The 26225-nt window shown below is 67.0% G+C and carries 24 protein-coding genes and 1 tRNA gene; 17 read left to right on the top strand and 8 right to left on the bottom strand.

Annotated elements, in window-relative coordinates; genetic code table 11:
• Window positions 1-75: 75 nt before the first annotated feature.
• On the bottom strand, window positions 76-915 hold the full coding sequence (locus tag ACFU4Z_RS29535; protein WP_379069259.1) for an HAD-IB family hydrolase: 840 nt from the start codon (window positions 913-915) through the stop codon (window positions 76-78).
• A gap of 601 nt (window positions 916-1516) precedes the next feature.
• Between ACFU4Z_RS29535 and ssd the strand changes: the two genes are divergently transcribed.
• From ssd to ACFU4Z_RS29500, 7 genes are all read left to right on the top strand, one after another.
• Window positions 1517-2626, top strand: coding sequence for a septum site-determining protein Ssd (ssd, locus tag ACFU4Z_RS29530; RefSeq protein ID WP_379069256.1), 1110 nt, complete (start codon window positions 1517-1519; stop codon window positions 2624-2626).
• Window positions 2623-3810: a TadA family conjugal transfer-associated ATPase gene (locus tag ACFU4Z_RS29525; protein WP_379069254.1), complete on the top strand. Its 1188-nt coding sequence runs from the start codon at window positions 2623-2625 to the stop codon at window positions 3808-3810. The genes ssd and ACFU4Z_RS29525 overlap by 4 nt, the downstream gene beginning before the upstream one ends.
• Window positions 3807-4598, top strand: coding sequence for a type II secretion system F family protein (locus tag ACFU4Z_RS29520; protein WP_379069250.1), 792 nt, complete (start codon window positions 3807-3809; stop codon window positions 4596-4598). The genes ACFU4Z_RS29525 and ACFU4Z_RS29520 overlap by 4 nt, the downstream gene beginning before the upstream one ends.
• A gap of 142 nt (window positions 4599-4740) precedes the next feature.
• Entirely contained in the window at window positions 4741-5352 is a 612-nt protein-coding gene (locus ACFU4Z_RS29515; RefSeq protein WP_379069247.1) for a type II secretion system F family protein, read from the top strand.
• A 195-nt stretch (window positions 5353-5547) separates the two neighbouring features.
• The gene (locus ACFU4Z_RS29510) at window positions 5548-5733 is read left to right on the top strand and encodes a DUF4244 domain-containing protein (protein ID WP_379069337.1); all 186 of its coding nucleotides are present in this window, start codon (window positions 5548-5550) and stop codon (window positions 5731-5733) included.
• A 53-nt stretch (window positions 5734-5786) separates the two neighbouring features.
• Window positions 5787-6101 carry a TadE family type IV pilus minor pilin gene (locus ACFU4Z_RS29505; RefSeq protein WP_379069244.1) on the top strand — a complete coding sequence of 105 codons (315 nt, stop codon included), beginning with the start codon at window positions 5787-5789 and terminating at the stop codon, window positions 6099-6101.
• Window positions 6098-6565, top strand: coding sequence for an Rv3654c family TadE-like protein (locus ACFU4Z_RS29500; RefSeq protein WP_379069241.1), 468 nt, complete (start codon window positions 6098-6100; stop codon window positions 6563-6565). Before ACFU4Z_RS29505 ends, ACFU4Z_RS29500 begins: the two co-directional genes overlap by 4 nt.
• Before the next feature lie 290 nt (window positions 6566-6855).
• Here the strand turns inward: ACFU4Z_RS29500 and ACFU4Z_RS29495 are convergent, their stop codons facing one another.
• A complete protein-coding gene (locus ACFU4Z_RS29495) occupies window positions 6856-9270 on the bottom strand; it encodes a DEAD/DEAH box helicase (protein WP_379069238.1) in 2415 nt (804 codons plus the stop codon).
• A gap of 436 nt (window positions 9271-9706) precedes the next feature.
• Here ACFU4Z_RS29495 and ACFU4Z_RS29490 point away from each other — a divergent pair, with 436 nt between their 5' ends.
• The 7 genes from ACFU4Z_RS29490 (at window position 9707) to ACFU4Z_RS29460 (ending at window position 16426) form a co-directional block, all read left to right on the top strand.
• Window positions 9707-9913, top strand: coding sequence for a cold-shock protein (locus tag ACFU4Z_RS29490; RefSeq protein WP_011206895.1), 207 nt, complete (start codon window positions 9707-9709; stop codon window positions 9911-9913).
• Between the two features lie 446 nt (window positions 9914-10359).
• Window positions 10360-13176 (top strand): type I DNA topoisomerase, encoded by a 2817-nt coding sequence (gene topA, locus ACFU4Z_RS29485; RefSeq protein ID WP_379069334.1) that lies wholly within the window; start codon window positions 10360-10362, stop codon window positions 13174-13176.
• Window positions 13177-13258: 82 nt separating this feature from the next.
• Entirely contained in the window at window positions 13259-13762 is a 504-nt protein-coding gene (locus ACFU4Z_RS29480; RefSeq protein WP_379069234.1) for a DUF664 domain-containing protein, read from the top strand.
• A gap of 405 nt (window positions 13763-14167) precedes the next feature.
• Window positions 14168-15373, top strand: coding sequence for a DNA polymerase III subunit delta' (locus ACFU4Z_RS29475; RefSeq protein ID WP_379069330.1), 1206 nt, complete (start codon window positions 14168-14170; stop codon window positions 15371-15373).
• An 82-nt stretch (window positions 15374-15455) separates the two neighbouring features.
• Window positions 15456-15531 (top strand) — tRNA-Thr (locus ACFU4Z_RS29470).
• 54 nt (window positions 15532-15585) lie between these two features.
• Window positions 15586-15834 (top strand): hypothetical protein, encoded by a 249-nt coding sequence (locus ACFU4Z_RS29465; protein WP_379069231.1) that lies wholly within the window; start codon window positions 15586-15588, stop codon window positions 15832-15834.
• A 100-nt stretch (window positions 15835-15934) separates the two neighbouring features.
• A complete protein-coding gene (locus ACFU4Z_RS29460; protein ID WP_379069228.1) occupies window positions 15935-16426 on the top strand; it encodes a hypothetical protein in 492 nt (163 codons plus the stop codon).
• 105 nt (window positions 16427-16531) lie between these two features.
• Here the strand turns inward: ACFU4Z_RS29460 and ACFU4Z_RS29455 are convergent, their stop codons facing one another.
• The 4 genes from ACFU4Z_RS29455 to ACFU4Z_RS29440 all read right to left on the bottom strand — a co-directional run bounded on the left by ACFU4Z_RS29455 (window position 16532) and on the right by ACFU4Z_RS29440 (window position 19634).
• Window positions 16532-17581, bottom strand: a complete 1050-nt coding sequence (locus ACFU4Z_RS29455; RefSeq protein WP_379069226.1) for an alpha/beta fold hydrolase — start codon at window positions 17579-17581, stop codon at window positions 16532-16534.
• A gap of 511 nt (window positions 17582-18092) precedes the next feature.
• Window positions 18093-18323, bottom strand: a complete 231-nt coding sequence (locus ACFU4Z_RS29450; RefSeq protein ID WP_379069223.1) for a hypothetical protein — start codon at window positions 18321-18323, stop codon at window positions 18093-18095.
• 41 nt (window positions 18324-18364) lie between these two features.
• Complete coding sequence (locus ACFU4Z_RS29445; RefSeq protein WP_379069220.1) at window positions 18365-19141, bottom strand: hypothetical protein; 777 nt, start codon at window positions 19139-19141, stop codon at window positions 18365-18367.
• A 226-nt stretch (window positions 19142-19367) separates the two neighbouring features.
• Window positions 19368-19634 carry a hypothetical protein gene (locus tag ACFU4Z_RS29440; protein WP_379069218.1) on the bottom strand — a complete coding sequence of 89 codons (267 nt, stop codon included), beginning with the start codon at window positions 19632-19634 and terminating at the stop codon, window positions 19368-19370.
• Between the two features lie 100 nt (window positions 19635-19734).
• On the opposite strand from ACFU4Z_RS29440, the gene ACFU4Z_RS29435 reads away from it, so the two are divergent.
• The 3 genes from ACFU4Z_RS29435 (at window position 19735) to ACFU4Z_RS29425 (ending at window position 20888) form a co-directional block, all read left to right on the top strand.
• Window positions 19735-20112, top strand: a complete 378-nt coding sequence (locus tag ACFU4Z_RS29435; RefSeq protein ID WP_379069215.1) for a glyoxalase superfamily protein — start codon at window positions 19735-19737, stop codon at window positions 20110-20112.
• A 65-nt stretch (window positions 20113-20177) separates the two neighbouring features.
• A complete protein-coding gene (locus tag ACFU4Z_RS29430; protein WP_379069212.1) occupies window positions 20178-20642 on the top strand; it encodes a DUF2752 domain-containing protein in 465 nt (154 codons plus the stop codon).
• Window positions 20643-20699: 57 nt separating this feature from the next.
• A complete protein-coding gene (locus ACFU4Z_RS29425; protein WP_379069209.1) occupies window positions 20700-20888 on the top strand; it encodes a hypothetical protein in 189 nt (62 codons plus the stop codon).
• A 19-nt stretch (window positions 20889-20907) separates the two neighbouring features.
• On the opposite strand, the gene ACFU4Z_RS29420 is transcribed toward ACFU4Z_RS29425, so the two are convergent.
• Together ACFU4Z_RS29420 and ACFU4Z_RS29415 are read right to left on the bottom strand one after the other, a co-directional pair.
• Entirely contained in the window at window positions 20908-22257 is a 1350-nt protein-coding gene (locus ACFU4Z_RS29420) for a M1 family metallopeptidase (RefSeq protein WP_379069328.1), read from the bottom strand.
• The gene (locus tag ACFU4Z_RS29415; RefSeq protein ID WP_379069325.1) at window positions 22257-26225 is read right to left on the bottom strand and encodes a Pls/PosA family non-ribosomal peptide synthetase; all 3969 of its coding nucleotides are present in this window, start codon (window positions 26223-26225) and stop codon (window positions 22257-22259) included. Before ACFU4Z_RS29415 ends, ACFU4Z_RS29420 begins: the two co-directional genes overlap by 1 nt.

Raw genomic sequence — 26225 nt, 5'->3', positions numbered from 1 at the left:
CGGCAAACGCTCCGGCAAGTACCCCGCTGGCTCTCTAGCAGCCAATGCGGCAGGCAAGCGTGTATCAGTTAAACCTCAGCGGCGGCGGCGCAGTAACCGGTAGCTGAGTGCGCCCGCCACCACCGCGCTCAATCCGACGACCGCGGTCGCGGCAAGGGTGGTCGACGACGGGGTCTGGAAGCGCGACCACAGCGAAACCGGGTTGGAGAACGTCAGAGTCGGCCAGCCCCTGGCCAGCGCATCGCGCCGTAGGTTGCGATCGGGGTTCACCGCCGTCGGATGGCCGACCGCGCCGAGCATCGGCAGATCGGTCACCGAATCGGAGTAGGCATAGCACCGCGAAAGGTCGTAACCCTCACTGGCGGCCAGCTTTTCGATCGCGGCGACCTTGCCTTCGCCGTAGCAGTAGAACTCGACCTCGCCGGTGTATCGACCATCCGCGACGACCATTCGCGTTGCGGCGGTGTGCGATGCGCCGAGCGCCTCGGCGATCGGGCCGACGATCTCCTCGCCGGACGCGGACACGATCACCACGTCATGGCCGCGGATCTTGTGATCGGCGATGAGATCGGCCGCTTCGGCGTAGATCAGCGGGTCGACCAGCTCGTGCAACGTCTCGGCCACAATGGATTTCACCTGTTCGACGTCCCAGCCCGCGCACATGCTCGTCAGGTGGGCGCGCATCCGCTCCATCTGATCGTGGTCCGCGCCCGACAGCAGGAACAGAAAATGCGCGTAGCTGCTCTCGAGTACCGCGCGGCGGTTCAACAGACCCTGCGCATAGAACGGCTTGCTGAACACGAACGTGCTCGATTTCGCGATCACTGTCTTGTCGAGATCGAAGAAGGCAGCGACACGTCCGCCGCCGGTGGTTTGTTGGTCCGGAAGCCCGGTTCGGTCACCCTCGGCAGTCACCCGTTCAGAATAGGCGGTTACTCCGCATACGCTCCGTCAAGCGCGGGTGACGGACGGACTTCGTCCGGTAGCGCCTGTTCGGCGGTTACTCCGCATACGCTCCGTCGAGCGCGGGTGACGGACGGACTTCGTCCGGTATCGGGCGCTTCGGGCGGTGGTTGCGTACTCGCTTCGTCGAGCACCGGAAAGGGGTGGACTTCGTCGGCCGGTGCTCGTCGGCGGTGGGGCGCACAACTGGTCTGTCGAGCACGTGTCGGAGGCGAATTCTGAGCGGGTAGCGGGACGTGTTCCGGGGCCTCGCGGCGGGTTTGCCCCGGAGACGCCGGGCCGGTGACAGCCACAAAGTTCTCCGACGTCAGACTTGCGTTGTGGCCGGGGCTTGGGTGTAGTATTGCTGGCACCTGGACATGGTCCAGGCGCGTTCAGCCCGACCCCCCGGGGCTGAACCCGACGGCCCCAGCCTCCTCCCCCCCCGGCTGGGGCCGTCCTCTATTCAGGGGACGTTTCTCTCCCACTCCGGATCTATCCACATCTCCGGAGTTATCCACATTCGGCATATTGCCACTGTTGCACTGCTTCGGCTTCGACCACGCTGACCTGCATGGATTTCGAAGCTGCACCGCCGGTCACGACGCCGCCGGCACTCGTGCTCATCAGCGATACCCGCCTTCGGGATGAAGTGCGCCGCGTCGCGGCGGCAGCGGAGCGCGGCCTCGACGAAAACGAGCTGCCGATGGGCAGACACTCCTGGACCGGCGCCCCGCTGGTGATCCTCGACACAGCGATGGCGGAGGAGTGCGCGGCGGCCGGATACCTGCGGCGTGTCGGGGTCGTTCTGGTGACCGACGGCGAGCCGGATCTGTGCGATTGGCAGGCCGCCGCAGCGGTCGGAGCCGAGCGCGTGATCGCGCTCCCCGGCGCCGCGGTCGGGCTTATCGAGAAGTTTGCTGAGTACGGTGAAAACCGAGTGGGGGACGGTGTGGTCGTCGCGTTTGCCGGGGCGGGCGGCGGTGCGGGCGCATCCGTTCTCGCCGCGGCCACCGCTCTGCGCGCCGCTGCCGAACGCTTCCGGCGAGACACCGTGCTCGTCGACGGCGCACCGCTCGGCGGCGGCCTCGACCTGCTGCTCGGCATCGAGATGACCGCAGGCCTGCGCTGGCCCGATCTGGTGATCGAGGATGGCCGCGTGTCAGCGGCGGCACTGCACAGCGCGCTGCCCGCGGCGGCCCCCGGTCTCGCCGTGTTGTCCTGCGGACGCGGTGGTGCCGGACGCTTGCCGAGCGAGATCGGCCCCACCGCGGTGCACGCTGTCGTCGAAGCAGGCCGTGCCGCAGGCAATTTGGTGGTCTGCGACGTATCCGGCGAGCGCGGTCCGCACGCCGACCGAATGCTCGACTCGGCGGACCTCGTGGTGCTGGTAGTTCCGGCTCGGCTGCGCGCGATGGCCGCGGCGGAATCGGTTGCCGCCTACATCGGTAGGCGAAACCCCAACCAGGGCTTGGTAGTACGCGGCCCAGCACCCGGCGGGCTACGCGGAAACGAGGTTGCCGAGGTGCTCGACCTGCCGCTGCTCGCCGCTGTCCGAGCCCAAGCCGGCCTCGCCGCCCGCCTCGAACGCGGCGGCCTGACCGTCCGCCGCGGCCCGCTCCGCGACGCGGCAGACGCCGTGCTCGCGGTGCTGAGCGCCCCCGCTGGGCGGGGCCTGCGATGAGCGCCTTGGTGAGTTCCGAGCTGCTGGATCGGGTGCGGGAGCGTCTTGCGGGTGGCGCGGGGGATCCTGATCCGGCGCAGGTGGCAGCGGCTATTCGGGCCGAGGCAGGCGGGGTCCTCGGTGACACGGATCTGCTGCGCGCACTCCGGTTGTTGCAGACGGAGATGACCGGCGCCGGGGTGCTGGAGCCGCTGTTGCAAGATCCGCAGGTCGCCGATGTTCTGGTCACCGCGCCGGATGCAGTCTGGATCGATCGGGGCAACGGGTTGCGAAAGACATCGGTCACCTTTCCGGATGAGGCCGCGGTGCGCAGGCTGGCGCAGCGGCTTGCCCTTTCGGCAGGGCGACGGCTCGACGATGCGCAGCCGTGGGTCGACGGCAGACTCTCAGGAAGGGAAGGAGCGCTGGGGGATTCCTTCGGTGTCCGGCTCCATGCGGTCTTGGCGCCGGTGGCGCACGGCGGTACCTGTGTTTCGCTGCGCGTGCTGCGTCCCGCGACGCAGGGGCTGGAAGCGCTCGCGGCCTCCGGTGCGGTGGCGCCGGAGGCGAAACTGCTGCTGAAGAGGATCATTCGAGCCCGGCTCGCCTTCCTCATCGTCGGCGGCACCGGCGCGGGGAAGACCACCTTGCTGTCCGGCCTGCTGGCCGAGGTCGGACCCGACGAGCGAATCATCTGCGTGGAGGACGCGGCGGAGCTCGCGCCCCCGCATCCCCATGTCGTACGGCTGGTCGCGCGCACGGCGAATGTCGAAGGCGTCGGTGAGGTGACGGTGCGCGATCTGGTGCGCCAGGCACTGCGGATGCGACCGGACCGGATCGTGGTCGGCGAGGTGCGCGGCGCGGAGGTGGTCGACCTGCTCACCGCGCTCAACACGGGACACGACGGGGGAGCGGGCACCGTGCATGCGAACTCGCCCCAGGAAGTGCCCGCGCGCCTGGAAGCCCTTGCGGCGCTGGGAGGTATGGACCGGGCCGCATTGCACAGCCAGCTCGCCGCCGCGGTGCAGGTGGTGATGCATGTGCATCGAAGGGCGGATGGTTCTCGCGGACTGCGTGAAATCGGCGTCGTCCGACGCGACGACTCTGGACGTGTCCGCATCGCGGCGGCCTGGCGAGCCGACCACGGCCCCGCCGCGGCCGCTACCGAACTGGCCGACCTCCTCGACGAACGGCTCGACCGATGATCGTGGCACTGACCTGTCTGGCGCTCGCGCTGTTGAGCGCTCCGGCGCCCAGGGCGCGCCGCCGTATCGTCAACCTGTTCGTTCCTTCCTGCGGCATTCGGAAACCACAGCGCAGCAGCCTGTTTCGCGTCGGCATCGGGATCGGCGTCGCCGCGACAGCGGTCGCCGGGATCGGTCCGCTGATCGCTGCGGCGCTGGTGACGGGCACGGTCGGGATCCGGCTTCGTCGTGCTCGGCACGACCGCTTACGCAATGCCGAATGCGCGTACTTGCTCGACGCGGTCGAAGCCGTCATCGGGGAGTTGCGGGTAGGTGCGCACCCGAGCGCCGCCACCGCGGTCGCGGCACACGAATCTCGCGGCGAGGCGGCGCGCGCATTCGCCGTCAGCGCGGCCCGCAGCCGGCTGGGCGGTTCCGGCGCTGAGGGTCTGCGTCACCCGGACTCCGTGGTGGCCCCCGAGCTGGCCGGAATAGCAGACGCCTGGCGGGTCGCCGAACACCACGGCCTCGCCCTCGCCGAACTCCTGTCCGCGGCCCGTGCAGATCTCCAGGGTCGCATCCGTTTTCGTGGCAGAACCGCCGCCGCACTGGCAGGCGCCCGCGCTACCGCCGCTGTCCTGGCCGGCCTTCCCCTGCTCGGCCTCGCCCTCGGCCAACTGATGGGCGCCGCGCCGCTGCGTGTTCTGCTCACCTCCGCCGCAGGTGCCGTCCTGCTCCCGCTCGGCACCGGCCTCGCGTGCGCGGGCTTGCTGTGGACGGATGCGATCACCCGAAAGGTGCTGGCATGAAACGACTTGTGGGTGAGCTGGCGGTGGCGCGTCAGCCGAGCCATCTCCACGCGGGCCGCCGCCGGGGCCGCGCGATCGTGCGAAGGATGGGGCACAGCTCGATTGCCGGGCGCGGCGGCAGTCGTATGAAGGGAGGGCAGTGATGGTGGTTACCGGTGGGGTGGTGTTGCTGCTGGCGCTGGCGCTCGTGCTGTTGCCCGGGCGGGTGGCGGTGACCCGGCGACTACGGGGGCTGCGCGGTGGCGGTTCGGAACCGGTCATGACGCCGGGGCGCCGGGGTGACGATGATCCGCTTGCGGTTGCTTCGGTGTTCGATCTGCTCGCCGCATGCCTACGGGCGGGGCTGCCGATGGCGGGCGCGGCGCGAGCGGTGGCGCCGGGCGCGCCGGTGGTGCTCGGCGCCGCGCTGTTCCGAGCCGCCGATCTGCTGGCGCTCGGTGCGGACGGGGCGACAGCATGGGAGCGAGCGGCCGCAGACGCTGTCGGCAGGCCGGGGGCGGCAGAGGTCGAGTCGCTCGCACGGATGGCGCGGCGGTCGGCACGGTCGGGAGCATCGCTGGCGGTGGCCATCGGCGAGCTGGCCGAACAGCATCGTGGCGCGGTCGAGGACATGGCGGCGGCACGTGCCGAGCGCGCCGGAGTGATGATCAGCGGCCCGCTCGGACTGTGTTTTCTGCCCGCGTTCATCTGCCTTGGCATCGTGCCGGTGGTGATCGGTCTCGCGGGCCGAGTCCTCGATGGAGGGCTGGTGTGAACGAGCGAACCACGAAACCCGGACACCGGACCGATGTCGCGACACGTCGGCGAGGCGCGATCGTGGCCGAGTGTATTGCGACGGCGGGGAGGGATTGCCCGCGCGGATCGGCCGCGCGGGCTGGAGGGAGAGGGGAAGACGGTGCGAATCGAGCAGAGGACGGACCGGGCGCTGCATCGACTGGACGTCATATATATGGAGCTGAGAGCACGACTGGTGCACGTGATCGTCGCGGACGAGGGCATGAGTACCGCGGAGTATGCGATCGGGACGATCGCGGCGGCCGCCTTCGGTGCCGTCCTGTACGGGGTGGTGACCGGCGACAGCATCGTGAACGCGTTGACGAAGATCATCGATCGGGCGCTCAGCACCGCGGTGTAGCGGGTCCGGTAACGGACTGCGGTGCAACGGTTCTCGGTGACGAGCGGGGCTCGGTGACGGTCGAGGCCGCCATTGCGTTGGCCGCGGTCGTCGTCGCCGTGGTGCTGTGCCTCGGTGCGCTTCTCGCGGCATCGGCACAGGTGCGCTGTGTCGATGCCGCTCGCGAGGCAGCGCGGCTGGCGGCCAGGGGTGACCAGTCGAACGCGGTGTCGGCGGCCGCCCGGGTTGCTCCGCCCACCGCCGACATCACGGTGCGCAGCGAGGGCGACCGCGTCATCGCGGTCGTGTCCGCCCGTTCCCCGCTGTTGCCGCTGTTGGTGCTGCGTGCGGACGCCGTCGCGGTGCGTGAGCCGGGAGTCGTGCGGTGATCGAACAGCCTGCCCTCGGCGCAGCAGTGTGTCCGGCCGCACACCGTCTGCGTGCCGCGCGGTACAGGACGGCGAACGGTGTGCTCTCGGATGGTCGAGTGCTGAGCAGGCGGCGGGCGGAGCAAGGCGGCGCGACAGTGTTGGCCTGCCTCGCGCTGGTAGGGCTGATCGGGGCGACGCTGCTGGTCGGTCAGGTCGGTGTCGTGGTTGTGAGTCGGCATCGCGCGCAGGCCGCCGCGGATCTCGCGGCATTGGCCGCGGCCGGTGCCTTGGCGCAAGGGGCGGAGGCGGGATGTGCACAGGCATTGGAGATCGCGCGGCGCATGCGAGTGGGGATTCAGGAGTGTGAAGTCACGCAGTGGGATGTGACTGTCACTGTCGTGCGGAATGTACCAATAGGTCTGTATGGAAAGTGGACTGTTCGGGCAGTCGCTCGTGCGGGTCCTGTTGAAGATGGAGCGTGACCCGTGTGTACCGACACTCGTCAGTGGTACTCCGAGGCCGTTGTAATTCGGTAATTGAAATGATCGGATAATTGCGTTTTCACATCAATTCCCGCGAGTAGCCGGACAAAAGCAATGAATGAATGCGCATGTCGAGACGGAAAGCCTGTGGCAATACCCCAGTTAACATGAATCTATTCCTTTTTATTCAACCGCATGCCGTGCCCGACGCGATCGTGCCAGCCTGCCGGGTTGCTGCTGGTGATCCTTCGGCCATATCGACGTCAGGTCACGCAGCGGGGTCGGCACCGTCACGGATCGAGTTCGGCGGCTCGACCTGGGGCGGGACGGTCAGGGGCAGCGTTCAGTTCGGTAAGGACGGCTGCCAGCAGGCGCCCTGCGCCGGCCTTGTCCAGCGGGTGGTTGCCGTTGCCGCACTTGGGCGACTGCACGCAGGACGGGCAGCCCGCCGCGCACACACAGGATTCGATCACCGCGAGAGTCGCCGACAACCAGCGCCGCAACTGTGCGAAGCCGCGCTCGGCGAAGCCCGCACCACCGGGCTGTCCGTCGTAGACGAACACGGTCGGCAGACCCGTATCCGGGTGTTCGGCGGTGGAAACGCCGCCGATATCCCAGCGGTCACAGGTCGCCACCAGCGGTAATAGGCCGATTGCCGCGTGCTCGGCGGCATGCAGCGCGCCGGGCGCCCGCTGCGGATCGATGCCGGCAAGGGCAAGCAGCTCGGGCGTCACGGTGTAGAGCACCGCGCGAGTGGACAGTGTCTGGGCGGGCAGATCCAGCTCGACCAGGTCGAGTACTTCACCGCTGAGCAGCGTGCGCAGATAGCCGATGACCTGGCTGGTCACCCGCACCTGCGCCAATGCTGTGGTCACCCGGCCGTGGCGATGCTGCGCCGTCGTCGCGTCGACCACGATGGAGGTGACCGACCTGGCGCTGGTGGTCCAGCCGGGATCGGCGGCGTGCACGAAGGCGACACCCTCGTCCAAGTCCAGCTCGTCGACGACGTAGGTATCGCCCTGATGCAGGTGAACCGCGCCTTCGTGCAGCGTGGCACTGGCGCGTCCGGCATCGGCCGTACCGAGCAGCCTGCCGGTCTCGCCGTCGACGATGGCGACCGGCGTGCCGATGCCACCGCGCACGTCGACGGCATCGTGCGGCTGGGTTTCCGCGGTGACATACCAGCGTGCGCCCCCCTTCGCCCCGGCGATCACCCGGCGACGAATCAGACTCTGACCTGCGAGATCGGTGAGCAATTCGCGGGCGTCGAGTGCGTCGACCTCGGCATCGGTGAGCGGAAGCTCCAGTGCCGCGCACAGCAGTTGCGGGCCGAGCACGTAGGGATTGTGCGGGTCGGTGATGGTGGCCTCGACCGGCTTGTCCAGCAGGGCCTCCGGGTGGTGCACGAGGAAGGTATCGAGCGGATCGTCCCTGGCCACGAGCAGGACCAGGGAGCCCTGGGTGCGGCGTCCCGCACGTCCGGCCTGCTGCCAGAACGAGGCGACGGTGCCGGGGAACCCGGAGATCACCACCGCGTCGAGCCCTGCGATGTCGACGCCGAGCTCGAGCGCGTTAGTGGTGGCCGCGCCGAGTAACGCCCCGGTGGACAGCGCGTTCTCGAGGTCGCGCCGGTCCTCCGCCAAATAGCCCGCGCGATAGGCGGCCACCCGCTCGGCGAGGCTCGGATCAGTCTCGGCCAGCAGTCTGCGTGTCTCCATGGCGGTCAGTTCGGCCGCCCGGCGGGACCGGACGAAGGTCAGCGTTCGAGCGCCTTCGACCACCAGATCCGCCATGATCCTGGCCGCCTCCGAGGTGGCCGAACGGCGAACGGGAGCGCCATTTTCACCGGTCACCGCGGTGAGCAGGGGTGGCTCCCACAGTGCGACGGTGCGCGGTCCCTGCGGCGAGCCGTCTTCGGTGACCGCGACGCAGGGCGCACCGATCAATCGGGATGCGGCGGCCGCGGGTTCTGCCGTCGTGGCCGAGCACAGTACGAATATCGGATCCGCGCCGTAGTGCGCGGCGATCCGCCGCAACCTGCGCAGCACCAGCGCGATGTGCGAGCCGAAGACGCCTCGATAGGCGTGGCATTCGTCCACCACTACATAGCGCAGCCTGCGCAGCACTCTGGCCCAGCGCTGGTGCGAGCGCAGGATGCCGATGTGCAGCATGTCGGGGTTGGTGAAAATCCAGCGGCCGTTCGCCCGCACCCACTGCCGGATCTCGGCCGGGGTATCGCCGTCGTAGCCGGCCGGATGAATATCCCGGAGCGCGCCCCGGTGCGTCAGGTCGTTCACCGCACGCAGTTGATCGGCGCCCAATGCCTTGGTCGGAGCGAGATAAAGGGCGGTGGCCCGCGGGTCCTCGCGCAGCGCCGTCAGCACGGGCAGCTGGTATCCCAGCGACTTACCGGATGCCGTACCGGTGCTGACCACGACGTGCTCGCCGCCCGCCGCCAGGTCGGCGGTCCTGGTCTGGTGCGTCCACGGCGTCGCGATGCCGGTGGCGCGGAACGCCTCGACCACCTCGGGCGCCGCCCAATCGGGCCAGGTCGTGGTGGCCGCCGCCCGGGCGGGCAGCTCGACGACGTGGGTCAGCCGTGGGTCTCCGTCGGGGAGTCCACTCAGGACACGATTCAGCAACGATCCCCCATAGCCGAGCTGGTTGCTGGCGCGCGGCCGGGTGGTCGGTTCGGTCGGATTCATGACTCGGGCATCGCGACACGCACAGAAAGTGTGAAACGTGTGCGCTTTGGAAGCTTCACCTGCCATTTCGATACCCAATAGCGACCTGGGTCACAGCCGGATTGCCAGACGCTCACTCGGTTATCAGGAAGCAAACGAACCTCAAGTCTGGATTCCGGCATTGTGTCCCTCACCTGCGCATTCGCAAGATCAACTTTTTTGCAAATTGTCGGTAACTCGACTGTTGAATTGCTCGGAGACATGGTTCACTGGTTCCTGGTCGCAAGCTTCTGTGTTCGAGGGACGGATCCAAAGTCCAAACCGTCAGCAGGATCGATGTTGCGAACGCTGTGCTTGGTGCTTTCCTGCAGGGGGAACCAACAGTACAACGATCGGAACGGACCCGGTGGGCGAACCTACTTGTCCACCGTTCCGGTAAGAAAAGAGAAGGAACAGAATGGCACAGGGAACTGTGAAGTGGTTCAACGCGGAGAAGGGGTTCGGCTTCATCGCGCCCGAGGACGGCTCCGCTGACGTCTTCGTCCACTACTCGGAGATCCAGGGGTCCGGCTTCCGTACCCTCGAGGAAAACCAGAAGGTCGAGTTCGAGGTTGGCCAGGGTACCAAGGGCCCGCAGGCCACCGGAGTTCGCGCGCTCAGCTGAGCACGCAACAATCCACAGCGCGTCCCTCACCACCGGCAACGGAGGTGGGGGACGAGCTATATCTGGGGCAGATACAACGGCCACGCGCACAACCCAAGCGCGCCAATATCATTCGGTCTGTCGACCCGATCGACGCACGTCGGAGCCCTGGCGGCGACAGCCGAAACGCCAGGCCGCGAACACGCCGTGCGGTAGGTGCCGCTGGAAAACAGGGCATACTGGTCGGCAATGACGCGCGTACGCTCTGTGGTTCGGGTCGCAAGCACCCGGCCACACACAGCGTCAAGGTATAAACGTGTCTGGTGGCGCTAGAAGGCTGTCGCCGCCGCTTGCCCCAGCCGCGCAGTGCATGAACAGCGTCGCGCGGGTCGACAGGAAAGGTGTATTCGCCGGTGGCAACACGAGACCGCGGTGCAGCCGACCAGGGCCGTCCCCTGCGTCGTCTCGTGATCGTCGAGTCCCCGACCAAGGCCCGCAAGATTGCGCCCTATCTGGGCCGCAATTACACGGTCGAGGCCTCGGTCGGTCATATCCGAGATCTTCCACGCGGTGCGGCAGACGTCCCTGCCAAGTACAAGGGACAGTCCTGGGCCCGTCTCGGCGTCGACGTCGACAACGACTTCGAGCCGATCTACGTGGTGAGCCCGGATAAGAAGGCCAAGGTATCCGAGCTCAAGAGCCTGCTGCAGGATGCCGACGAGCTCTACCTGGCCACCGACCCCGACCGCGAGGGCGAGGCCATCGCCTGGCATCTGCTGGAGACCCTCAAGCCGAAGGTCCCGGTTCGGCGCATGGTGTTCCATGAGATCACCGAGCCCGCCATTCTCGCCGCCGCGGCCGACACCAGAGACCTCGACATCGACCTCGTCGACGCGCAGGAGACCCGGCGCATCCTCGACCGTTTGTACGGCTATGAGGTCAGCCCGGTGCTGTGGAAGAAGGTCATGCCGCGATTGTCGGCAGGCCGGGTGCAGTCGGTCGCGACCAGAGTGATCGTGCAGCGCGAGCGCGAACGGATGGCATTCCGCTCCGCCGAGTACTGGGACATCGCGGCGAAGCTCGACGCAGGCGGGGAAAACGGCGATGCCACCAACCCGAGGACCTTCGGGGCGCGGCTGGTCAATGTCGCGGGAGCCCGAGTGGCCAGCGGCCGGGATTTCGGTCCGGACGGTCAGCTCAAGGGCAGCGGCGTCGTCGTACTGGACGAGGCGCACGCGCGGCGGCTCGCCGCGGCCCTCGACGGCGCCGACATGGTGGTGTCTTCCGCGGAGGCCAAGCCTTACACCCGTAAGCCGTATCCGCCGTTCATGACCTCGACATTGCAGCAGGAGGCGGGCCGCAAGCTGCGGTTCACCTCCGATCGGACCATGCGGGTCGCACAGCGGTTGTACGAAAACGGCTACATCACCTACATGCGTACCGACTCGACCACCCTGTCGGAGTCGGCGATCGCCGCGGCCAGGTCGCAGGCGACCCAGCTCTACGGCGCGGAGTACGTGCACCCGACACCGCGTCAGTACACCCGCAAGGTGAAGAACGCGCAGGAAGCGCACGAGGCGATCCGCCCGTCCGGCGACACCTTCGCCACCCCCGGCCAGCTGCACGCCCGGCTGGACAACGACGAGTTCCGGCTCTACGAGCTGATCTGGCAGCGCACCGTCGCCTCGCAGATGGCCGACGCCAGGGGTACCACGCTCACGCTGCGGATCACCGGCGTCGCGAGCACCGGCGAGGAATGCGTGTTCTCGGCCTCGGGCCGCACGATCACCTTCCCCGGCTTCCTGAAGGCCTACGTCGAGAGCGTCGACGAAGAGGCGGGCGGTCAGTCCGATGACGCCGAGTCCAGGCTGCCCGCGCTCGACGAGGGCCAGAGCGTCACCGCGGTGGAGCTGAATCCTGATGGGCACAGCACCAATCCGCCCGCGAGATACACCGAAGCATCGCTGATCAAGACGCTCGAAGAGCTCGGCATCGGACGTCCGTCGACGTATTCGTCGATCATCAAGACGATTCTGGACCGCGGCTATGTCTACAAGCGCGGTAGCGCGCTGGTGCCGTCGTGGGTGGCGTTCGCGGTGATCGGCCTGCTGGAGTCGTATTTCGGCAGACTGGTCGACTTCGACTTCACCGCAGGCATGGAGGACGACCTCGATGCCATCGCCGGTGGGCGCGAGCAGCGCGGAAACTGGTTGTCCGGCTTCTACTTCGGCGGAGATCATGGCGTCGAGGGTTCGGTCGCGCGTTCCGGTGGACTGAAGAAGATGGTCGGTGAGCGGCTCGACGAGATCGACGCCCGCGAGGTCAACTCGATCAAGCTCTTCGTCGACGAGGACGGTCGTGATGTCGTCGTCCGGGTCGGCCGGTTCGGGCCGTATCTGGAGCGGATGGTCACCAATCCCGATGACCCCGAGGGTGATTCGATTTCGCAGCGGGCCAACCTGCCCGACGATCTGCCGCCGGACGAGCTGAGCCCCGAGGTCGCCGAGAAGCTGTTCTCCACCCCGCAGGAGGGGCGTTCGCTCGGCACCGATCCGGTGAGCGGACACGAAATCGTTGCCAAGGAAGGCCGTTTCGGTCCGTACGTCACGGAGGTGCTGCCGGAGCCGCCCGCCGAAGAGACGCCCGCGCCCGCGAAGAAAACCGCGAAGAAGGCGGCGGCGCCGAAGCCTCGAACCGGATCGTTGTTCAAGACAATGGATCTGGCCACGATCACCCTCGACGACGCGCTGAAGCTGTTGTCGCTGCCGCGCGTTGTCGGTGTCGACCCCGCCAACAATGAGGAAATCACCGCGCAGAATGGGCGCTACGGCCCATATCTGAAGAAGGGCACCGATTCTCGTTCGCTCGAGAACGAGGATCAGCTGTTCACGGTGTCGCTCGAGGATGCGTTGCGGATCTACGCCGAGCCCAAGCGACGCGGCAGGCAGGCCGCGAGTGCGGCGTCGCTGCGCGAGCTCGGCAATGACGCGGCCACCGGTAAGCCGATGGTGATCAAGGATGGGCGGTTCGGCCCGTATGTCACCGACGGCGAGACCAACGCCAGCCTGCGCAAGGGCGACGAGGTCGAGTCGATCACCGACGAGCGGGCCTCGGAACTGCTCGCGGATCGGCGGGCCCGCGGACCGGTGAAAAAGAAGGCCGTGGCGAAGAAGGCGCCTGCCAAGAAGACCGCGGCCAAGAAGACCACCGCGGCCAAGAAGGCCACCGCCACCAAGACCGTCGCGAAGAAGGCCGCTGCGAAAACCACCGCCAAGAAGTCCTGAGCACACGTCGGCGCCCGATCATTCGGGCGCCGACGGCTCGGAGGTGTCGTGGCGTGCGTATCGCTGAGGTGAAAGGACCCCGATGGCAGCCGAACAGGAACGTGAGGATCTCATCGCCGCGCTGGCCGCTCAGCGCGAGCTGTTCCGGATCACGCTGCGGGGCATCGACGACGACCAGGCCAGGCAGTGCACCACGGCCAGCGAGCTGACCCTCGGTGGGTTGCTGCACCATCTGGTCAGCTGCGAGCGGCACTGGGCGACGGTCATCGAGGAACGCGACGAGACCGCGGAACTCGACGTCTCGAAGTTCGACGGCGAATATGCGATGGGTCCAGAGGAAACGGTGGCGGGTTTGCTCGCCGAATGGGATGCGGTGGCAGCGGGAACCGCGAACCTGATCCGCGCCGAAGCGAGCCTGGACACCTCCATCCCCACCCCGACCACCCCGTGGACGCCCGACCGGGTGTGGTGGACGGTGCGTTTCACTGTGCTGCACATCCTGCGCGAGATCACCCACCACAGCGGGCATGCCGACATCATCCGCGAGGCGCTCGACGGCGCGAACACCACCTATCAGCGGGTCTGAATCCGCACGGGTGGTGCATCGTGAATGTCGTGAACACCGGAATCCCTCAATGGATCATCATCGAGGGGCTACGAGAATCTTCTTGGCCGCCCGCATCCGAGGGCGGCCATCCACGCTTGACAGCGTGAGCGAGGCATCGACCGGATGTCCTTCTCCGACAACGAAATCTGCTTCGACCCGGACGGTGGAACGGGCGGGGAAGGCCGTTGGCGCGGTTCGGTCGTGATCCACGTCTCCGGGGCGGCGTTGTGGCGGCTCGGACTACATCCCGACCGGTCGACGGCGCGGGCGACCGGACCAGGCGTACTGCCTGGCGGCATGCCGCGGGCGCAACGCTGGGTGGTGAATAGGTCGCCGTGGGCGGCCCGGATCACGGTGTCGGTGCGGGCGGCTAGGGTGTACGGCGTGGCGGGTGTCTTCGATCGGCTGGTCGGCCAGGATGTGGTCGAGTCCGAGCTGACGGCTGCCGCCATCGATGCGCGCGGGGGCAGTATTTCCGGCGCGATGACGCATTCCTGGCTGTTCACCGGGCCGCCTGGATCAGGCAGATCCGTTGCGGCGCTGTGCTTTGCGGCCTCGTTGCAGTGCACCGACGAGGGCACGCCAGGGTGCGGTCGCTGCCACGCCTGTACGACGACGATGGCGGGGACGCACGGTGATGTCCGTCGGGTGATTCCTGAGGGGCTGAGTATCAGCACCAAGGAAATGCGCGAGATCGTGCAGATCGCGTCGCGGCGGCCGAGTACCGGCCGCTGGCAGGTGGTGCTCATCGAAGATGCGGACCGGCTGACCGAGGCGGCGGGCAATGTGCTGCTGAAGGTTGTCGAAGAGCCGCCGGACCGCACGGTCTTCCTGCTCTGCGCACCGTCGGTGGATCCGGAGGACATCTCGGTGACGCTGCGCTCCCGGTGCAGGCATGTGCATCTGGTGACGCCGTCGGTGCCCGCCATCGCGCAGGTCTTGCAGGACCGCGACAAGCTCGATGCGAAAACGGCCACCTGGGCGGCCTCGATCAGCGGCGGACACGTCGGTCGGGCGCGGCGTCTTGCCACCGACGAGGAGGCGCGCGGGCGTCGTCAGCGCGCGTTGGCCTTGGTGTCCGCGGTGGCCCGGCCCGGCGCGGCGTACGCGGCGGCCGATGAGTTGGTCAAGTCTGCCGACGACGAGGCCAAGCAGATGAGCGCGGCCCGCGACGAACGCGAACGGGATGAACTCGCGACCGCGCTCGGTGCGGGTGGCACCGGCAAGGGAGCGGCAGGCGCGACCCGCGGCTCGGCCGGAGTGTTGAAGGATCTCGAGCGCAGGCAGAAATCCCGCGCCACCCGAACCGGCCGCGACGCACTCGACCGCGCACTGATCGACGTCGCGGGCGTCTATCGCGACGCGCTCGCGGTCGGCTTCGGCGCCGCGCGCAACGGTTCCGGTGTCGCACTCACCCACCCGGACATCTCCGACCAGATCCACGACCTCGCCGACCGCGTTCGCCCCGAGGGCCTGCTCCGCTCGATCGAGGCTGTCCTCGCCTGCCGCGAAGCCCTCGACCTCAACGTCAAGCCCCGCTTCGCCCTGGCCGCGATGGTTGCCACCCTCATATCCGCCCAGTCCGGCTGAGCGCCGCCCGCCCACATCGCCATGACCACCCGTTTTCGCGATCCGGCCACCAAGGCGATAGACTCGCGACGCCGAAAGGCACGCCGCCTTAGCTCAGTCGGTAGAGCGCTTCACTCGTAATGAAAAGGTCGCGAGTTCGATTCTCGCAGGCGGCTCCAGCTACGTAGCCCCCTGACCAGTGTGAACAGGTCAGGGGGCTTCTTTATGAGCGAATGAACCGTGCGATCGGATCGAAGGGGCTCGCACGGCGCATCAAACGTTCGTTCTATGGCCTCGATCTTTCGTCGGGCCTGAGGCTCGACGTGATCGGGTCGGATCGGGTTTGCGACCGGTGCATAACCGACGAGAACTACTACGGGCAAAACGCAAACCCTGCCTACTTGCCCCATCAGCAGCTGTACGAGCGCGACGGTGAGTTGAAGTGGCGTGAAGGCTATAGCGTCGACCCGACGCGGACCTGAGCTACGCGCCCTTGCCGCCGCGTGAAGACAAGTAGCAGCTCGTCATGCCTTGTCTTCCGACTGCCCACCATTCGACCGAGCAGCGGGCGATACTCATTCCATGACCGCCGAACGTGAGATGGCCGAGGACCCTTCGGCTGTTCCTGTGCAAGGTGATTCAGCCTCGATCATCTATGACGAGATGCTCGACTCTCGAGTCGAGATCCAAGACATCGTCAGTTCTTCACGACTGATGGGCCTCGAATCCATGTCATTCGATCAGTTGATGACCTACATTACGGCGAAGCGTGAGTACCAAGCATCGGCGTATTCCGATACAGAGGCTGTCGACCGCGCTCGGCGCGACCATGAGTTACAGGCGGAGTCGAGGCGTACCGAGCTCGTGAAGGAAGAGGCAGAAGCAAGGAACAAGATCCTGGAAGCCCGCTTCCGTGCAGGACTCGCCGCCACGCTCGTGGCCGGCACGGTCGCCGGGGTTATTTTCGGCATTTTCAAGGGTCTTCCAGCACCGGAGTTGACGCAATACCTCGCGCCGGTGTCGGGCCTGGCCGGAATTGTCGTGGGTTATTTCTTCGGGCGTGAAGCGAGATGAGATGAGAGATCACCGCCTCGCACGCACGAGCGAGTATTGAGACGCGGGAGCGTGGGTGTTGCTCCTGGGCCGGGCGACGTTGGCCGGCCCAGGAGAACGGCGGGGTCAGCCTGCGACAGCGGTAGGGTTCGCGCGCTGGATGACGTGTTCGAGTTCGGTGTTGAAAAGATCGGTGGCTTCGATGTTCCCGAGGTGGCCGGTCGGCCACACCTGGTAGTCGGCGAGATAGCCAGTGCGGGAGAGTGTTTCGACGATCGGGCGGGACATGCTCTCGGGGAGCAGATGGTCGTCGCTGCCCGCGATGACGGTGGTCGGGACGGTCAGATACTGTGCGGCGTCACCGAGTTGGACATCGGCCAGTGCCGCCGCGTGGCGGCCGCGGGTCAGTGGGCGGCAGGAGCGAACGACGCCGAAGGCGAAGTCCACTTGGTCGTCGGTGGCGTCCTTCGTCATCACGCGCGCCTTGAAGATCGCGCTCGCCGGCCAGCCGCCGGGTAGCGGAACCGGCGTGGTCAGCACTGTTTCGGCAACGAAGTCGGGCAGGCGCACGGTGGAGCCGAACAGGGTGACGGGTTTGTTCGCGATCGTCAGCGGCCTGTTGAGTAGCGGAAGCACCTGGCTGTCGGCTCGGACATTGCCCGAGGTGGTATTCAGCAGTACGACGGCGGACGCGCGGCGCTGCACCTGCTCCGGGTAGCGAGCTGCCCACGCCTGCAACGTCATTCCGCCCATGCTGTGCCCGACGAGCACGGCGCGCTGACCGCGGCGCAGGGTGGCGTCGAGGACAGTGGACAAGTCGTCGGCCAGTGATTCCGCGCCGATGTCGACGGTGCCGAGCTGGCTCTCGCCGTGGCCGCGCTGGTCGTAGCAGACCACGCGGTACCGGTCGGCGAAGGCGTTGATCTGGGGATTCCAGTACTCGATGCTGCAGCTCCAGCCGTGGATCAGCACGATCACCTCGCCGTCGGCGGGGCCGTAGGCCTGCACCCGAAGGCGGGCGCCATCCACGGTGGTGACGGGGATGACCTCGTGCGCAACGGTGGGCGCGTTCAACGATCCGGTCCGGTAGGTACGCGATCGCAGTCCGGCACGGTAGGCGGCAGTGAGGGCGCCATTGCGCGCCTCCGCCAGCGTCCTCATCGACTTCACCAGCATTAGAGCACTCCTTTGTGTCTGCCGACACAGTACCGTGCAAGCAAGGTGCTTGCTAGTGCAAGCGCTCGCTTCCGGAAAACCTGGGCCATTCCCATGGATACCCGATAGTCGGACGGGCGAACGGTTCTTCCGGAAGAAACATCGGGCACGAGTGAGTTCTTTCGGGTACGCGCGAACGAACCAGGTCCTCACTTAGGAGTAATCGGGAGCGTGGGAAGCTCCGTTATCTGACAGGGCTGTGTGGTGACCGCTGTCCTTCTTCGGGCCTCCGGGTGTGGCCCTTCGCCGTCACTGTGTCGAAGCTCCGGGGCCGCCGAGCGTGGCGGTTGAGTCCGCGACGGAGTCTGCTGCGGACCGCAGGCGCGGACACGGCTGATCCACCGCGGCGGCGACCGACTCGCGCCCGGCTGGTGGAGAAGGGGATGGCCATGTCCGCCCTCACGACCGGGCGGACCTGATCATCGGGATGGAAATCGACGGTGATGTCGGTCGGCTGTCCGGACTGGCGATACTACAAATTCTGCTCATTCATCAGCGATACGACTCTGGTCAAGAATTTTCGTACCGCTTCATTGCTGTGCGGCTGCGGAATGCTGCCTTCGGTCAATGATAGATCGGATTCGAGCGCCGCAGTGAGGTCGGCGATGTCATCGTCTATCGTTGATCCGGCGACCGGGCGTTCGGCGAGATCCTTGGCAAGCCAATCGGCCACCTCATCGTCGAGGGTTCGCTCGAACTGCACCTTGTATAAGACGCTGTTCACAGTTCCTCGCCAACTCTCCATTATGGTGCGGTTCCCTTCGAATAGTTGAATATCGGCTCGAGATCCTTTGCCTCTAGCTCGAGCCTCGAGAAGTCTGCGCGTGAGTCATCAAGTCTTTCAATGACTTTCACCATCATGTCGAAAGTTGGCTTGTAGTGACCGCTCTTGTCCGACAGGTGCGTGATAACGCCGTTCTCCACTCGGATCTCACCTGCGCCGGCGACCGACTCTCCGGCGACAAGGCTGGAGTGATGGAATCGTCCCAGTTCATGGTAGTTCGACGCGTATATAGATCCGTTTTCGTCCATCACGAATATGGCGCATCGCTTCCTGTTTCCTGATGGCTTCGAACCTTTTCTTGTGTCGAACAAATTTCCTTCAGCGTCGTACAGCTTGCCATCTTCTCGTACGGTGATCAGATATGCCGCACGTTGCTCATTGTTAAGATATGTTATTGGACTGACCTTGTGTTTGGTCCACCATATATTGGACCCGGGCAGGCCGGCCGGTATTTCTTCGCCTTCGTAATAGCTTTCCAGATCTTTGGTTGGGTAACGTGTTCGAGTGGATGGACTCGTTGTGGTTGAAGTCTCCACACCCGGGGCTTGGCTCGGCTCGACGCTCCCGGTGATCGACGTGGCGCCGCGGTGGTCGGCCGCCACTTTTTCGCGCGCAGACGCCCCAAGGGCGTTCCTGGTCTCCGAGTAGTGCCCAGCAAGCGCTTCGGCTTGCATGCGCAGGCCGGCGGCCAGCCTCTCGAGCGCATTGATAATCGGCTTGCCAGCGTTGTTGTACAACCCACTCCTACTTGCACGGACGGTCTGCTGGCAGTCCGCTACCTTTTGCGGCTCCTTCTGAACGTCGAATCGACCGCTTCGGCATCGTCGACGGCCTTCCTGCGGTGTTGCCGCGACGTAGCGGCACCACAATATAGCGGTACATCGCCCGCGATGGAGTACAGGCGGAACTCGAAGTGGTGTACTCGAAGTGGTGTAACGGAACGCGGCCGCCCGAAGACCCGCGTCAATGGGCGAGTAGGCCGTCGATGTCCTCTGGGATGACCAAACAGACCTGGTCGTCGGGGTGGAAGTCGCCTGGAATATCGCGGCGGTTGGGGGCACGAACGAAGACCACGAGGGACGAGCCGTCGCCGGGATCTATTTCCACGGCGACCGAGCCTGGGTGATCACTGTCCGGAGCTACCTGCCAGTGACCCACATGCCCGAATTCGAGCTTGCGAGCCGCACTGACCCCGAATCCGTCGAGCCGGGTAACACCAGCGGCATCCACGTCGAGAAATTGTACTCTACCTGCGGAAACGTCGGAGTTTTTTGATCATGATCGGACCGGCACTTCGAATATGGCGGATCGCGGTGCCATGATCGCGGGCATGGCTTCCGATGCGATCGGCCTTGCGGCGCCGATTCCGGTACTTCGCATGTTCGATACCGCCAAGGCGTACGAGTTCTATTGCGATTACCTGGGATTCGCGGTCGACTGGGAACACCGGTTCGGCGCTGACTTCCCGCTCTACGCGCAACTCTCGCGATCCACGGCCAAGATCCACCTCAGCGAGCATCACGGCGACGGCACCCCGGGATCGGTCGTGTGGATAGCGGTGGACGACATCAACGCGCTGTATACGGAGTTGGCCGCGAAGAACTACCGCTATGCCCAGCCGGGCTGCCCGCAGGACGGGCCAGGTGGGCCCGGCTTCGAACTGGTCGACCCGTCGGGCAACACCGTGCGCTTCGCCCAACCCGACTAGCGCCTGGCCGAGCGGGATTTCAGCGGGTGGCGGCGGCGGGTCCGGCACGGTTACCGTTGATGCTTGTGGAGACCACGCACGTAGCATCCGACCCGGCAGCGCACCCGGAGCCGGAGGGTGCGAATCGCTCGGGGTGGCGCGCACTCGGGGTGCCGCTGCTGGTCGCGGGCGTCGGTATCGGAGCCGCGGTGCTCCTGCACTTCCGAGATCCGCACAGCGAAGGCTCCTACGGGATCTGCCCGGTCTACGGGCTGACGGGGTATTACTGCCCGGGCTGCGGCGGGCTGCGCGCCATGCACAACCTCACCGACGGCCACCTCATCGATTCCCTGCACAGCAATGTGCTCGCCGTGCCGCTGGTCCTCGCTTTCGTCCTGTTGGTGAGTGATTGGTCGGTGCGCGCCTGGCGCGGTCAGCGCATGCGCTTGCCGCGGATCGGCCGCAGCACGATGTGGGTGATATTCGGCCTGTTCGCGGTGTACTCGGTACTGCGCAACACTCCATGGGGAAGTTGGCTGACGCCGGTATGAGCGGCGCGCGACGTGGCATCCGCGAATCTTTCCGCGCGAACCGGGCGGGCTTCGGGCATGCGTGACTCGTTGAAGGACCGCGTCCGCGCGAAGCTACTGCGCCAGCTGGCCGAAGACGGCACTCCGGACGCGGAGCAGGACGATCCGCGCCAGATCGCGGTGGTGGCGGATCTCGGTGCGTTGAACGGCGTCGCCGAGGACGACCCGTTGATCGAAGAGCTGGCCACCCGCTATCTCGTCTTCTGAGACCGTTGCCGAGCCGGAGTCAGGCTCCGGTCGATACACCGCCGTAGGGCGGCAGTTGCGGTAGCGGCTTGCTGAGCAGCCAGGCATCCCAGAGCGGGCGCAGTGGGACGAGGCTGTAATGGCCTGCCAGGTCGGTGAATTCCTCGGTGGTGACCGAGGCGTGCCGGTAGCGGACGGTCCATTCCCGGAGCAGATCGAAGAACGACAGGTCGCCGAGTTCCAGCCGCAATGCGTGCAGGGCGAGCGCACCTCGCTTGTAGACCCGATCGTCGAACATGCGCTGTGGGCTGGGGTCGCCGACGGTGATGTCCTGCGGCAGCCGCGCCAGGTTGTGCCTGGCGGTCCGGGCCAGCTGGTCGGCGGTGGGTCCGCCCGCGGCCTCTGACCAGATCCATTCGGCGTAACAGGCGAAGCCCTCGTGCAGCCAGATGTCGCGCCACTGCCGGATGGTGAGGCTGTTGCCGAACCACTGGTGCGCCAGTTCGTGCGCGACGAGCCGTTCGGCGCCGCGACGGCCGTCGCAGTGGTTGGCGCCGAAGATCGAAATGCCCTGGGCCTCGATGGGGATTTCCAGCTCGTCATCGGTGACGACCACCGTGTATCCCTCGAAGGGGTACGGGCCGAAGCGCTCGGTGAACAGGTCCATCATCTGTGACTGGCGGCCGAAATCGTGGTCGAAGTCGGCGCGCAGCCGGGCGGGCACGATGGCCTGCATCGGCACCGAGCTGTGCGTGGAATCGATCCGATGTTTCTGGTACGGGCCGATCTGGATGGTGGCCAGGTAGCTCGACATCGGTTCCGGCTGTTCGTACACCCAGGTGGTCTGACTCGCCTTGGTCTGTTTGCGCATCAGGGTGCCGTTGGCCAGCGCGTAGTAGGGGGTGTCGGTGGTGATCGAAATCCGGTAGCTGGCTTTGGAACTCGGGTGGTCGTCGCAGGGGAACCAGGACGCGGCGCCGTTGGGCTGGCTGGCCACCAGCGCACCCTCGGTCAGTTCTTCCCAGCCCACCTCGCCCCATGGCCCGCGCACCGGTCGCGGAATCCCGCCGTATTGGACGACCAGCGACAGCACCCCGCCCGCCGGGATGCCGTGCTGCGGTGTGACGACCAGCTTGCCGTGCTGGTGCACATATTTCGCGGGCTTCGCGCCGTTCACGAACACCTTGGAGACGGTGAGTGATTGGGAAAGATCCAGCGCGAATCGAGGCCGGATGGCGGTGGTCACCGCGGTGATCTCGGCGCGGCCTGCCAGCCGGTTGCTGGCCACCCGGTAGACGAGGTCGAGCTCGTACCGTGATACCCGATAGCCGCGATTTCCGTTCTGCGGCAGGTAGTCGTCGATGGGCTCTTCGTAGAACTTGCCCGGCATCAGCGCGCTGCCCTGGCCTCGCTCGGCCTCGGCGCCGGACTCGACCACGGTGCGATCGGATTGCCCCACCATCGCGTGGACGGCGGCACCGTGTCACCACGCATGACCAGCGAGGCAGGGCCGATGGTCGCGCCGTCGCCGATGGTCGCGGCGGGCAATGCGACGCAATGCGGGCCGAGGGTGGCGCCCGCGCCGAGGGTGACGGTGTCCATGGCCATGATTCGATCGTGGAAGAGGTGGGTCTGCACCACGCAGCCGCGCTCCACGGTTGCGCCATCGCCGAGAGTCACCAGGTCCGCCTCCGGTAGCCAGTAGGACTCGCACCATACCCCGCGGCCGATGCGCGCGCCGAGTCCTCGCAGCCAGAGATTGAGCACCGGCGTGCCGGTTGCGGCGCGCGCGAACCACGGTGCGGCAACGGTTTCGACGAAGGTGTCGGCAACCTCGTTGCGCCACACGAACGAACTCCACAGCGGGTGTTCCTCGGCCCGAATGCGGCCGACCAGCAACCACTTTGCGGTGATCGCACTCGCGCAGGCCACCGCGCCCGCGGCCATCAGCACCAGGCCGCTCAGTACTGCGGCGGCCAGATAACCGACCGATTGCGCGGTCCATGCCAGGGTGAACAGCACGCCGAGTCCGATGGCGAAGGTCACCAGCACCGGGAATAGCCTGCACGTTTCGACGAGCGCGCGGGCCAGTTTGAGGCGCAGCGGCGGATGGAAGGTGCGCTCGGCATCGCCGGTCTCGGAGGCGCGGCGCAGTCGGACGGGTGGGCTGCCGAGCCAGGAGGAGCCTGCCTTGGACTTGGATGGTGCTGCGGAAAGCACCGCGACCAGGCCATTTTTCGGCACTCGCCGTCCGGGCGCCGTCATCCCGGAGTTGCCGAGGAACGCGCGTTTGCCGATCTTCGCGTCGCCGATGCGCAGCCAGCCGCCGCCGAGTTCGTAGCTGGCGATCATGGTGTCGTCAGCGAGGAAAGCACCGTCGGCGACGGTGGTGAATTTCGGCAGTAGCAGTACCGTCGACGCCTCGACGCTCTTGCCGACCTTCGCGCCGAGCAGGCGCAGCCACACCGGGGTGAGCAGGCTGGCGTACAGCGGGAACAGGAAGTTGCGCGCCGAATCCAGCAATCGCTCGGTGGCCCAGGCCTGCCAGCCGACGCGGCTGCGCACGGGGTGATGGCCTTCGACGAGCCCGATGCTGAGCAGCCGCACCGCGACCAGCGTTGTCACCGCGTACACGCTGAGACTCAGCAGCGTGCCGACGGGCAGGATGGCGAAGCCGCGGCCGAGCGCGCCTGCCAGGGTGCGGGCATCGCGGATGAACCAGGCGATGAACGCGCCGCCCGCGGCAAGTCCGAGAATCGGCATGGCGGCCAGCGCCATCGAGGTCACGCCGAAGATCGCGATCCAGTGCGCGGCCCGTGCGGGGGTGTGGTCGGGCCAGCGGTGCTGGGCCTTGCCGACCTTCGTCGCGGGCGAGCCCGCCCACTCTTGTTCCGCCTTGACCTTGCCCGATACCGCGGAGCCCGGTGCGATCTCCGCGTTCTTGCCGATTTTGCTGCCGGGCAGCAGGATCGACCGCGCACCGATCACCGCGCCCGGACCGATGACGATGGGTCCGATGCGCACCACATCGCCGTCGATCCAGTATCCGGACAGGTCGACCTCGGGTTCCACGCTGCAGCCGTCGCCGAGTGCGAGCATTCCGGTCACAGGGGGCAGGGTGTGCAGGTCGACGCCTTTGCCGATCTTCGCGCCGAGTGCGCGCGCGAAGGGCACCATCCACGGTGCGCCGGACAGGCTTTCGGCCCCGCTGGCCTCCGACAGCCGGACCGCTGCCCACAGGCGCAGGTGCACCGATCCGCCGCGCGGGTAGTTGCCGGGCGATACTCCGCGCAGCAGCATGCGGGCCCCGGTCGCGCACATGACCATGCGGCCGGGCGGGGAGATGAAGAGCAGGAACGCGGCAAGGGTCCACCACCAGGACAGGTGGGGCAGCCACGGCAGTGAGCCGGACCAGCCCGCGATGTTCCCGACGATCGCCAGCCAGGTGAGCCACTGCATGCCCGTCAGGGTCGACAGCGGAACGGTCGCGAGCACCTGGATCCCTTGGGCGCGCAGCGGAGTCGGACGCACGACACGCTTTTCGGTGGCGGCCGTCGGCGCGGTCTCGTCCAGCAATTCGGCGAGCGCGCCGAGGCGGGGATGGTCGTAGAGATCGGCGACCGCGATGCGCGGGTAGCGTTCGCGCAGCGCGGTGACCAGTTGCGCGGCAGCGAGTGAGCCGCCGCCGACGTCGAAGAAATCGGTATCGGGGCTGGTGACCGCGGCGCCGAGGATCGCATCCCACAAGCCGGCGACCCATTGCTCGGTGGCGGTGAGATCGTGGCTCGGGGTGTCGGTGTCGTTCGGCAGCGGCCATGGCAGTGCGTCGCGGTCGACCTTGCCCGAGGTGCGGGTGGGCAGTTCGGAGACCACGGCGAGGCGTGGCACCAGTGGCGCCGGGAGTTGTTCTGCGAGTACAGCTCTGGCGGCGGAGAGGTCGAAGTCGGCCACGGTGCCGGTTAGATAGCCGACCAGGATCTTGTTGCCCGCCTTGGTGGTTCGGATCGCCGCGGCGGCTCCGGTCACGCCGGGCAGGTGCTGCAGCGCGTTGTCGATCTCACCGAGCTCGATGCGGCGGCCGCCCAGTTTGATCTGGTCGTCGGCGCGGCCGAGGAAGACCAAGCCCGCGCGGTCGTTGCGGACCAGGTCACCGCTGCGGTAGGCGCGGCCCCAGCCCACCGACGGCAGCGGGGCGTATTTCTCGGCGTCCTTCACCGGATCGAGGTAGCGGGCCAAACCGACCCCGCCGATCACCAGTTCGCCGGATTCGCCCTCGTCCACCGGATTTCCGTCTCCGTCGACGACGGTGAGATCCCAGCCGTCCAGCGGGAGCCCGATCCGCACCGGGAAACTTCCGTCCAGCAGTGCCGCGCAGGCGACGACCGTTGCTTCGGTGGGGCCGTAGGTATTCCACACCTCGCGGTCGGAATCTTCGCTTCCGGCAAGGCGTTCAGCGAGTTCCGGCGGCACCGCTTCGCCGCCGAAGATCAGCAGCCGGACCGGGTCGAGCGCCTCGGCGGGCCAGGTCGCCGCCAGGGTGGGCACCGTGGAGACGATGCTGATTTCCCGGCGCACCAGCCAGGGGCCGAGGTCGGCGCCGGTGCGAACCAGGGCGCGTGGCGCAGGTACGAGGCAGGCGCCGTTGCGCCAGGCCAGCCACATTTCCTCGCAGGAGGCGTCGAACGCGACCGAGAGCCCGGCGAGCACCCGGTCACCCGGTCCGATCGGGGTGTCCTGCAGGAACAGTCGCGCCTCGGCGTCGACGAATGCGGCGGCGTTGCGGTGGGTTACCGCGACACCTTTCGGGGTGCCGGTGGAACCGGAGGTGAAGATGATCCAGGCGTCGTCGGCGGGGGTGGGGCGCAGGAGCGAGTCATCGGCAGTGTCGGCGGCGGTCGAGTCGGCTCCCGCCGCGATCCGTTCGGCTCCTTCCTTGGTTGTCTTGATGCCCGCCCCGGTCACGATCGCGGTGACCTTCGCTTCGCCGAAGACCAACCTGGCGCGTTCGTCGGGGTCGTCGGCATCGACCGGAACGTAGGCGGCGCCCGCGTGCAGGATGGCCAGGATAGTGACGTAAAGCTCATGTGTGCCCGATGACATCCGCACGCCGACTCGGTCGCCCGGCCGCACGCCGGCCGCGATCAGCCGGGCGACTCCGGTCTCGATCTCGGCGCGTAGCTCGGTGTAGCTGAGGACCACGGCGCCGTCGTCGATGGCGGCGGCGTTGGGGTGGGCGGCGGTGGTGCTGGTCAAGATGTCGACAAGGGTCCTGACCTGCGGAGCGAGTCCGGCGCGCAGGAGCGGATCCGATGCGATCGGGTCCTCGCCCGCAACGGCGTCGACCTGCGGCTGCAGCAT

The organism is Nocardia sp. NPDC057440, assembly GCF_042802915.1.
Classification (GTDB): domain Bacteria; phylum Actinomycetota; class Actinomycetes; order Mycobacteriales; family Mycobacteriaceae; genus Nocardia.
Note: the sequence above shows the minus strand (reverse complement) of the source record. Positions and strands in the feature narration are given on the sequence as shown.

Bases quoted from the DNA above. Each gene is read 5' to 3' on its own strand.
- ACFU4Z_RS29465 (WP_379069231.1), top strand. From the start codon at position 15,586: ATGAACCGTGCGATCGGATCGAAGGGGCTCGCACGGCGCATCAAACGT.
- ACFU4Z_RS29425 (WP_379069209.1), top strand. From the start codon at position 20,700: ATGCGTGACTCGTTGAAGGACCGCGTCCGCGCGAAGCTACTGCGCCAG.
- ACFU4Z_RS29455 (WP_379069226.1), bottom strand. From the start codon at position 17,581: ATGCTGGTGAAGTCGATGAGGACGCTGGCGGAGGCGCGCAATGGCGCC.
- ACFU4Z_RS29415 (WP_379069325.1), bottom strand. From the start codon at position 26,225: ATGCTGCAGCCGCAGGTCGACGCCGTTGCGGGCGAGGACCCGATCGCA.
- ACFU4Z_RS29525 (WP_379069254.1), top strand. From the start codon at position 2,623: ATGAGCGCCTTGGTGAGTTCCGAGCTGCTGGATCGGGTGCGGGAGCGT.
- ssd (WP_379069256.1), top strand. From the start codon at position 1,517: ATGGATTTCGAAGCTGCACCGCCGGTCACGACGCCGCCGGCACTCGTG.
- ACFU4Z_RS29460 (WP_379069228.1), top strand. From the start codon at position 15,935: ATGACCGCCGAACGTGAGATGGCCGAGGACCCTTCGGCTGTTCCTGTG.
- ACFU4Z_RS29480 (WP_379069234.1), top strand. From the start codon at position 13,259: ATGGCAGCCGAACAGGAACGTGAGGATCTCATCGCCGCGCTGGCCGCT.
- ACFU4Z_RS29515 (WP_379069247.1), top strand. From the start codon at position 4,741: ATGGTGGTTACCGGTGGGGTGGTGTTGCTGCTGGCGCTGGCGCTCGTG.
- ACFU4Z_RS29490 (WP_011206895.1), top strand. From the start codon at position 9,707: ATGGCACAGGGAACTGTGAAGTGGTTCAACGCGGAGAAGGGGTTCGGC.
- ACFU4Z_RS29435 (WP_379069215.1), top strand. From the start codon at position 19,735: ATGGCTTCCGATGCGATCGGCCTTGCGGCGCCGATTCCGGTACTTCGC.
- ACFU4Z_RS29520 (WP_379069250.1), top strand. From the start codon at position 3,807: ATGATCGTGGCACTGACCTGTCTGGCGCTCGCGCTGTTGAGCGCTCCG.
- ACFU4Z_RS29495 (WP_379069238.1), bottom strand. From the start codon at position 9,270: ATGAATCCGACCGAACCGACCACCCGGCCGCGCGCCAGCAACCAGCTC.
- ACFU4Z_RS29420 (WP_379069328.1), bottom strand. From the start codon at position 22,257: ATGCCGGGCAAGTTCTACGAAGAGCCCATCGACGACTACCTGCCGCAG.
- ACFU4Z_RS29510 (WP_379069337.1), top strand. From the start codon at position 5,548: ATGGAGCTGAGAGCACGACTGGTGCACGTGATCGTCGCGGACGAGGGC.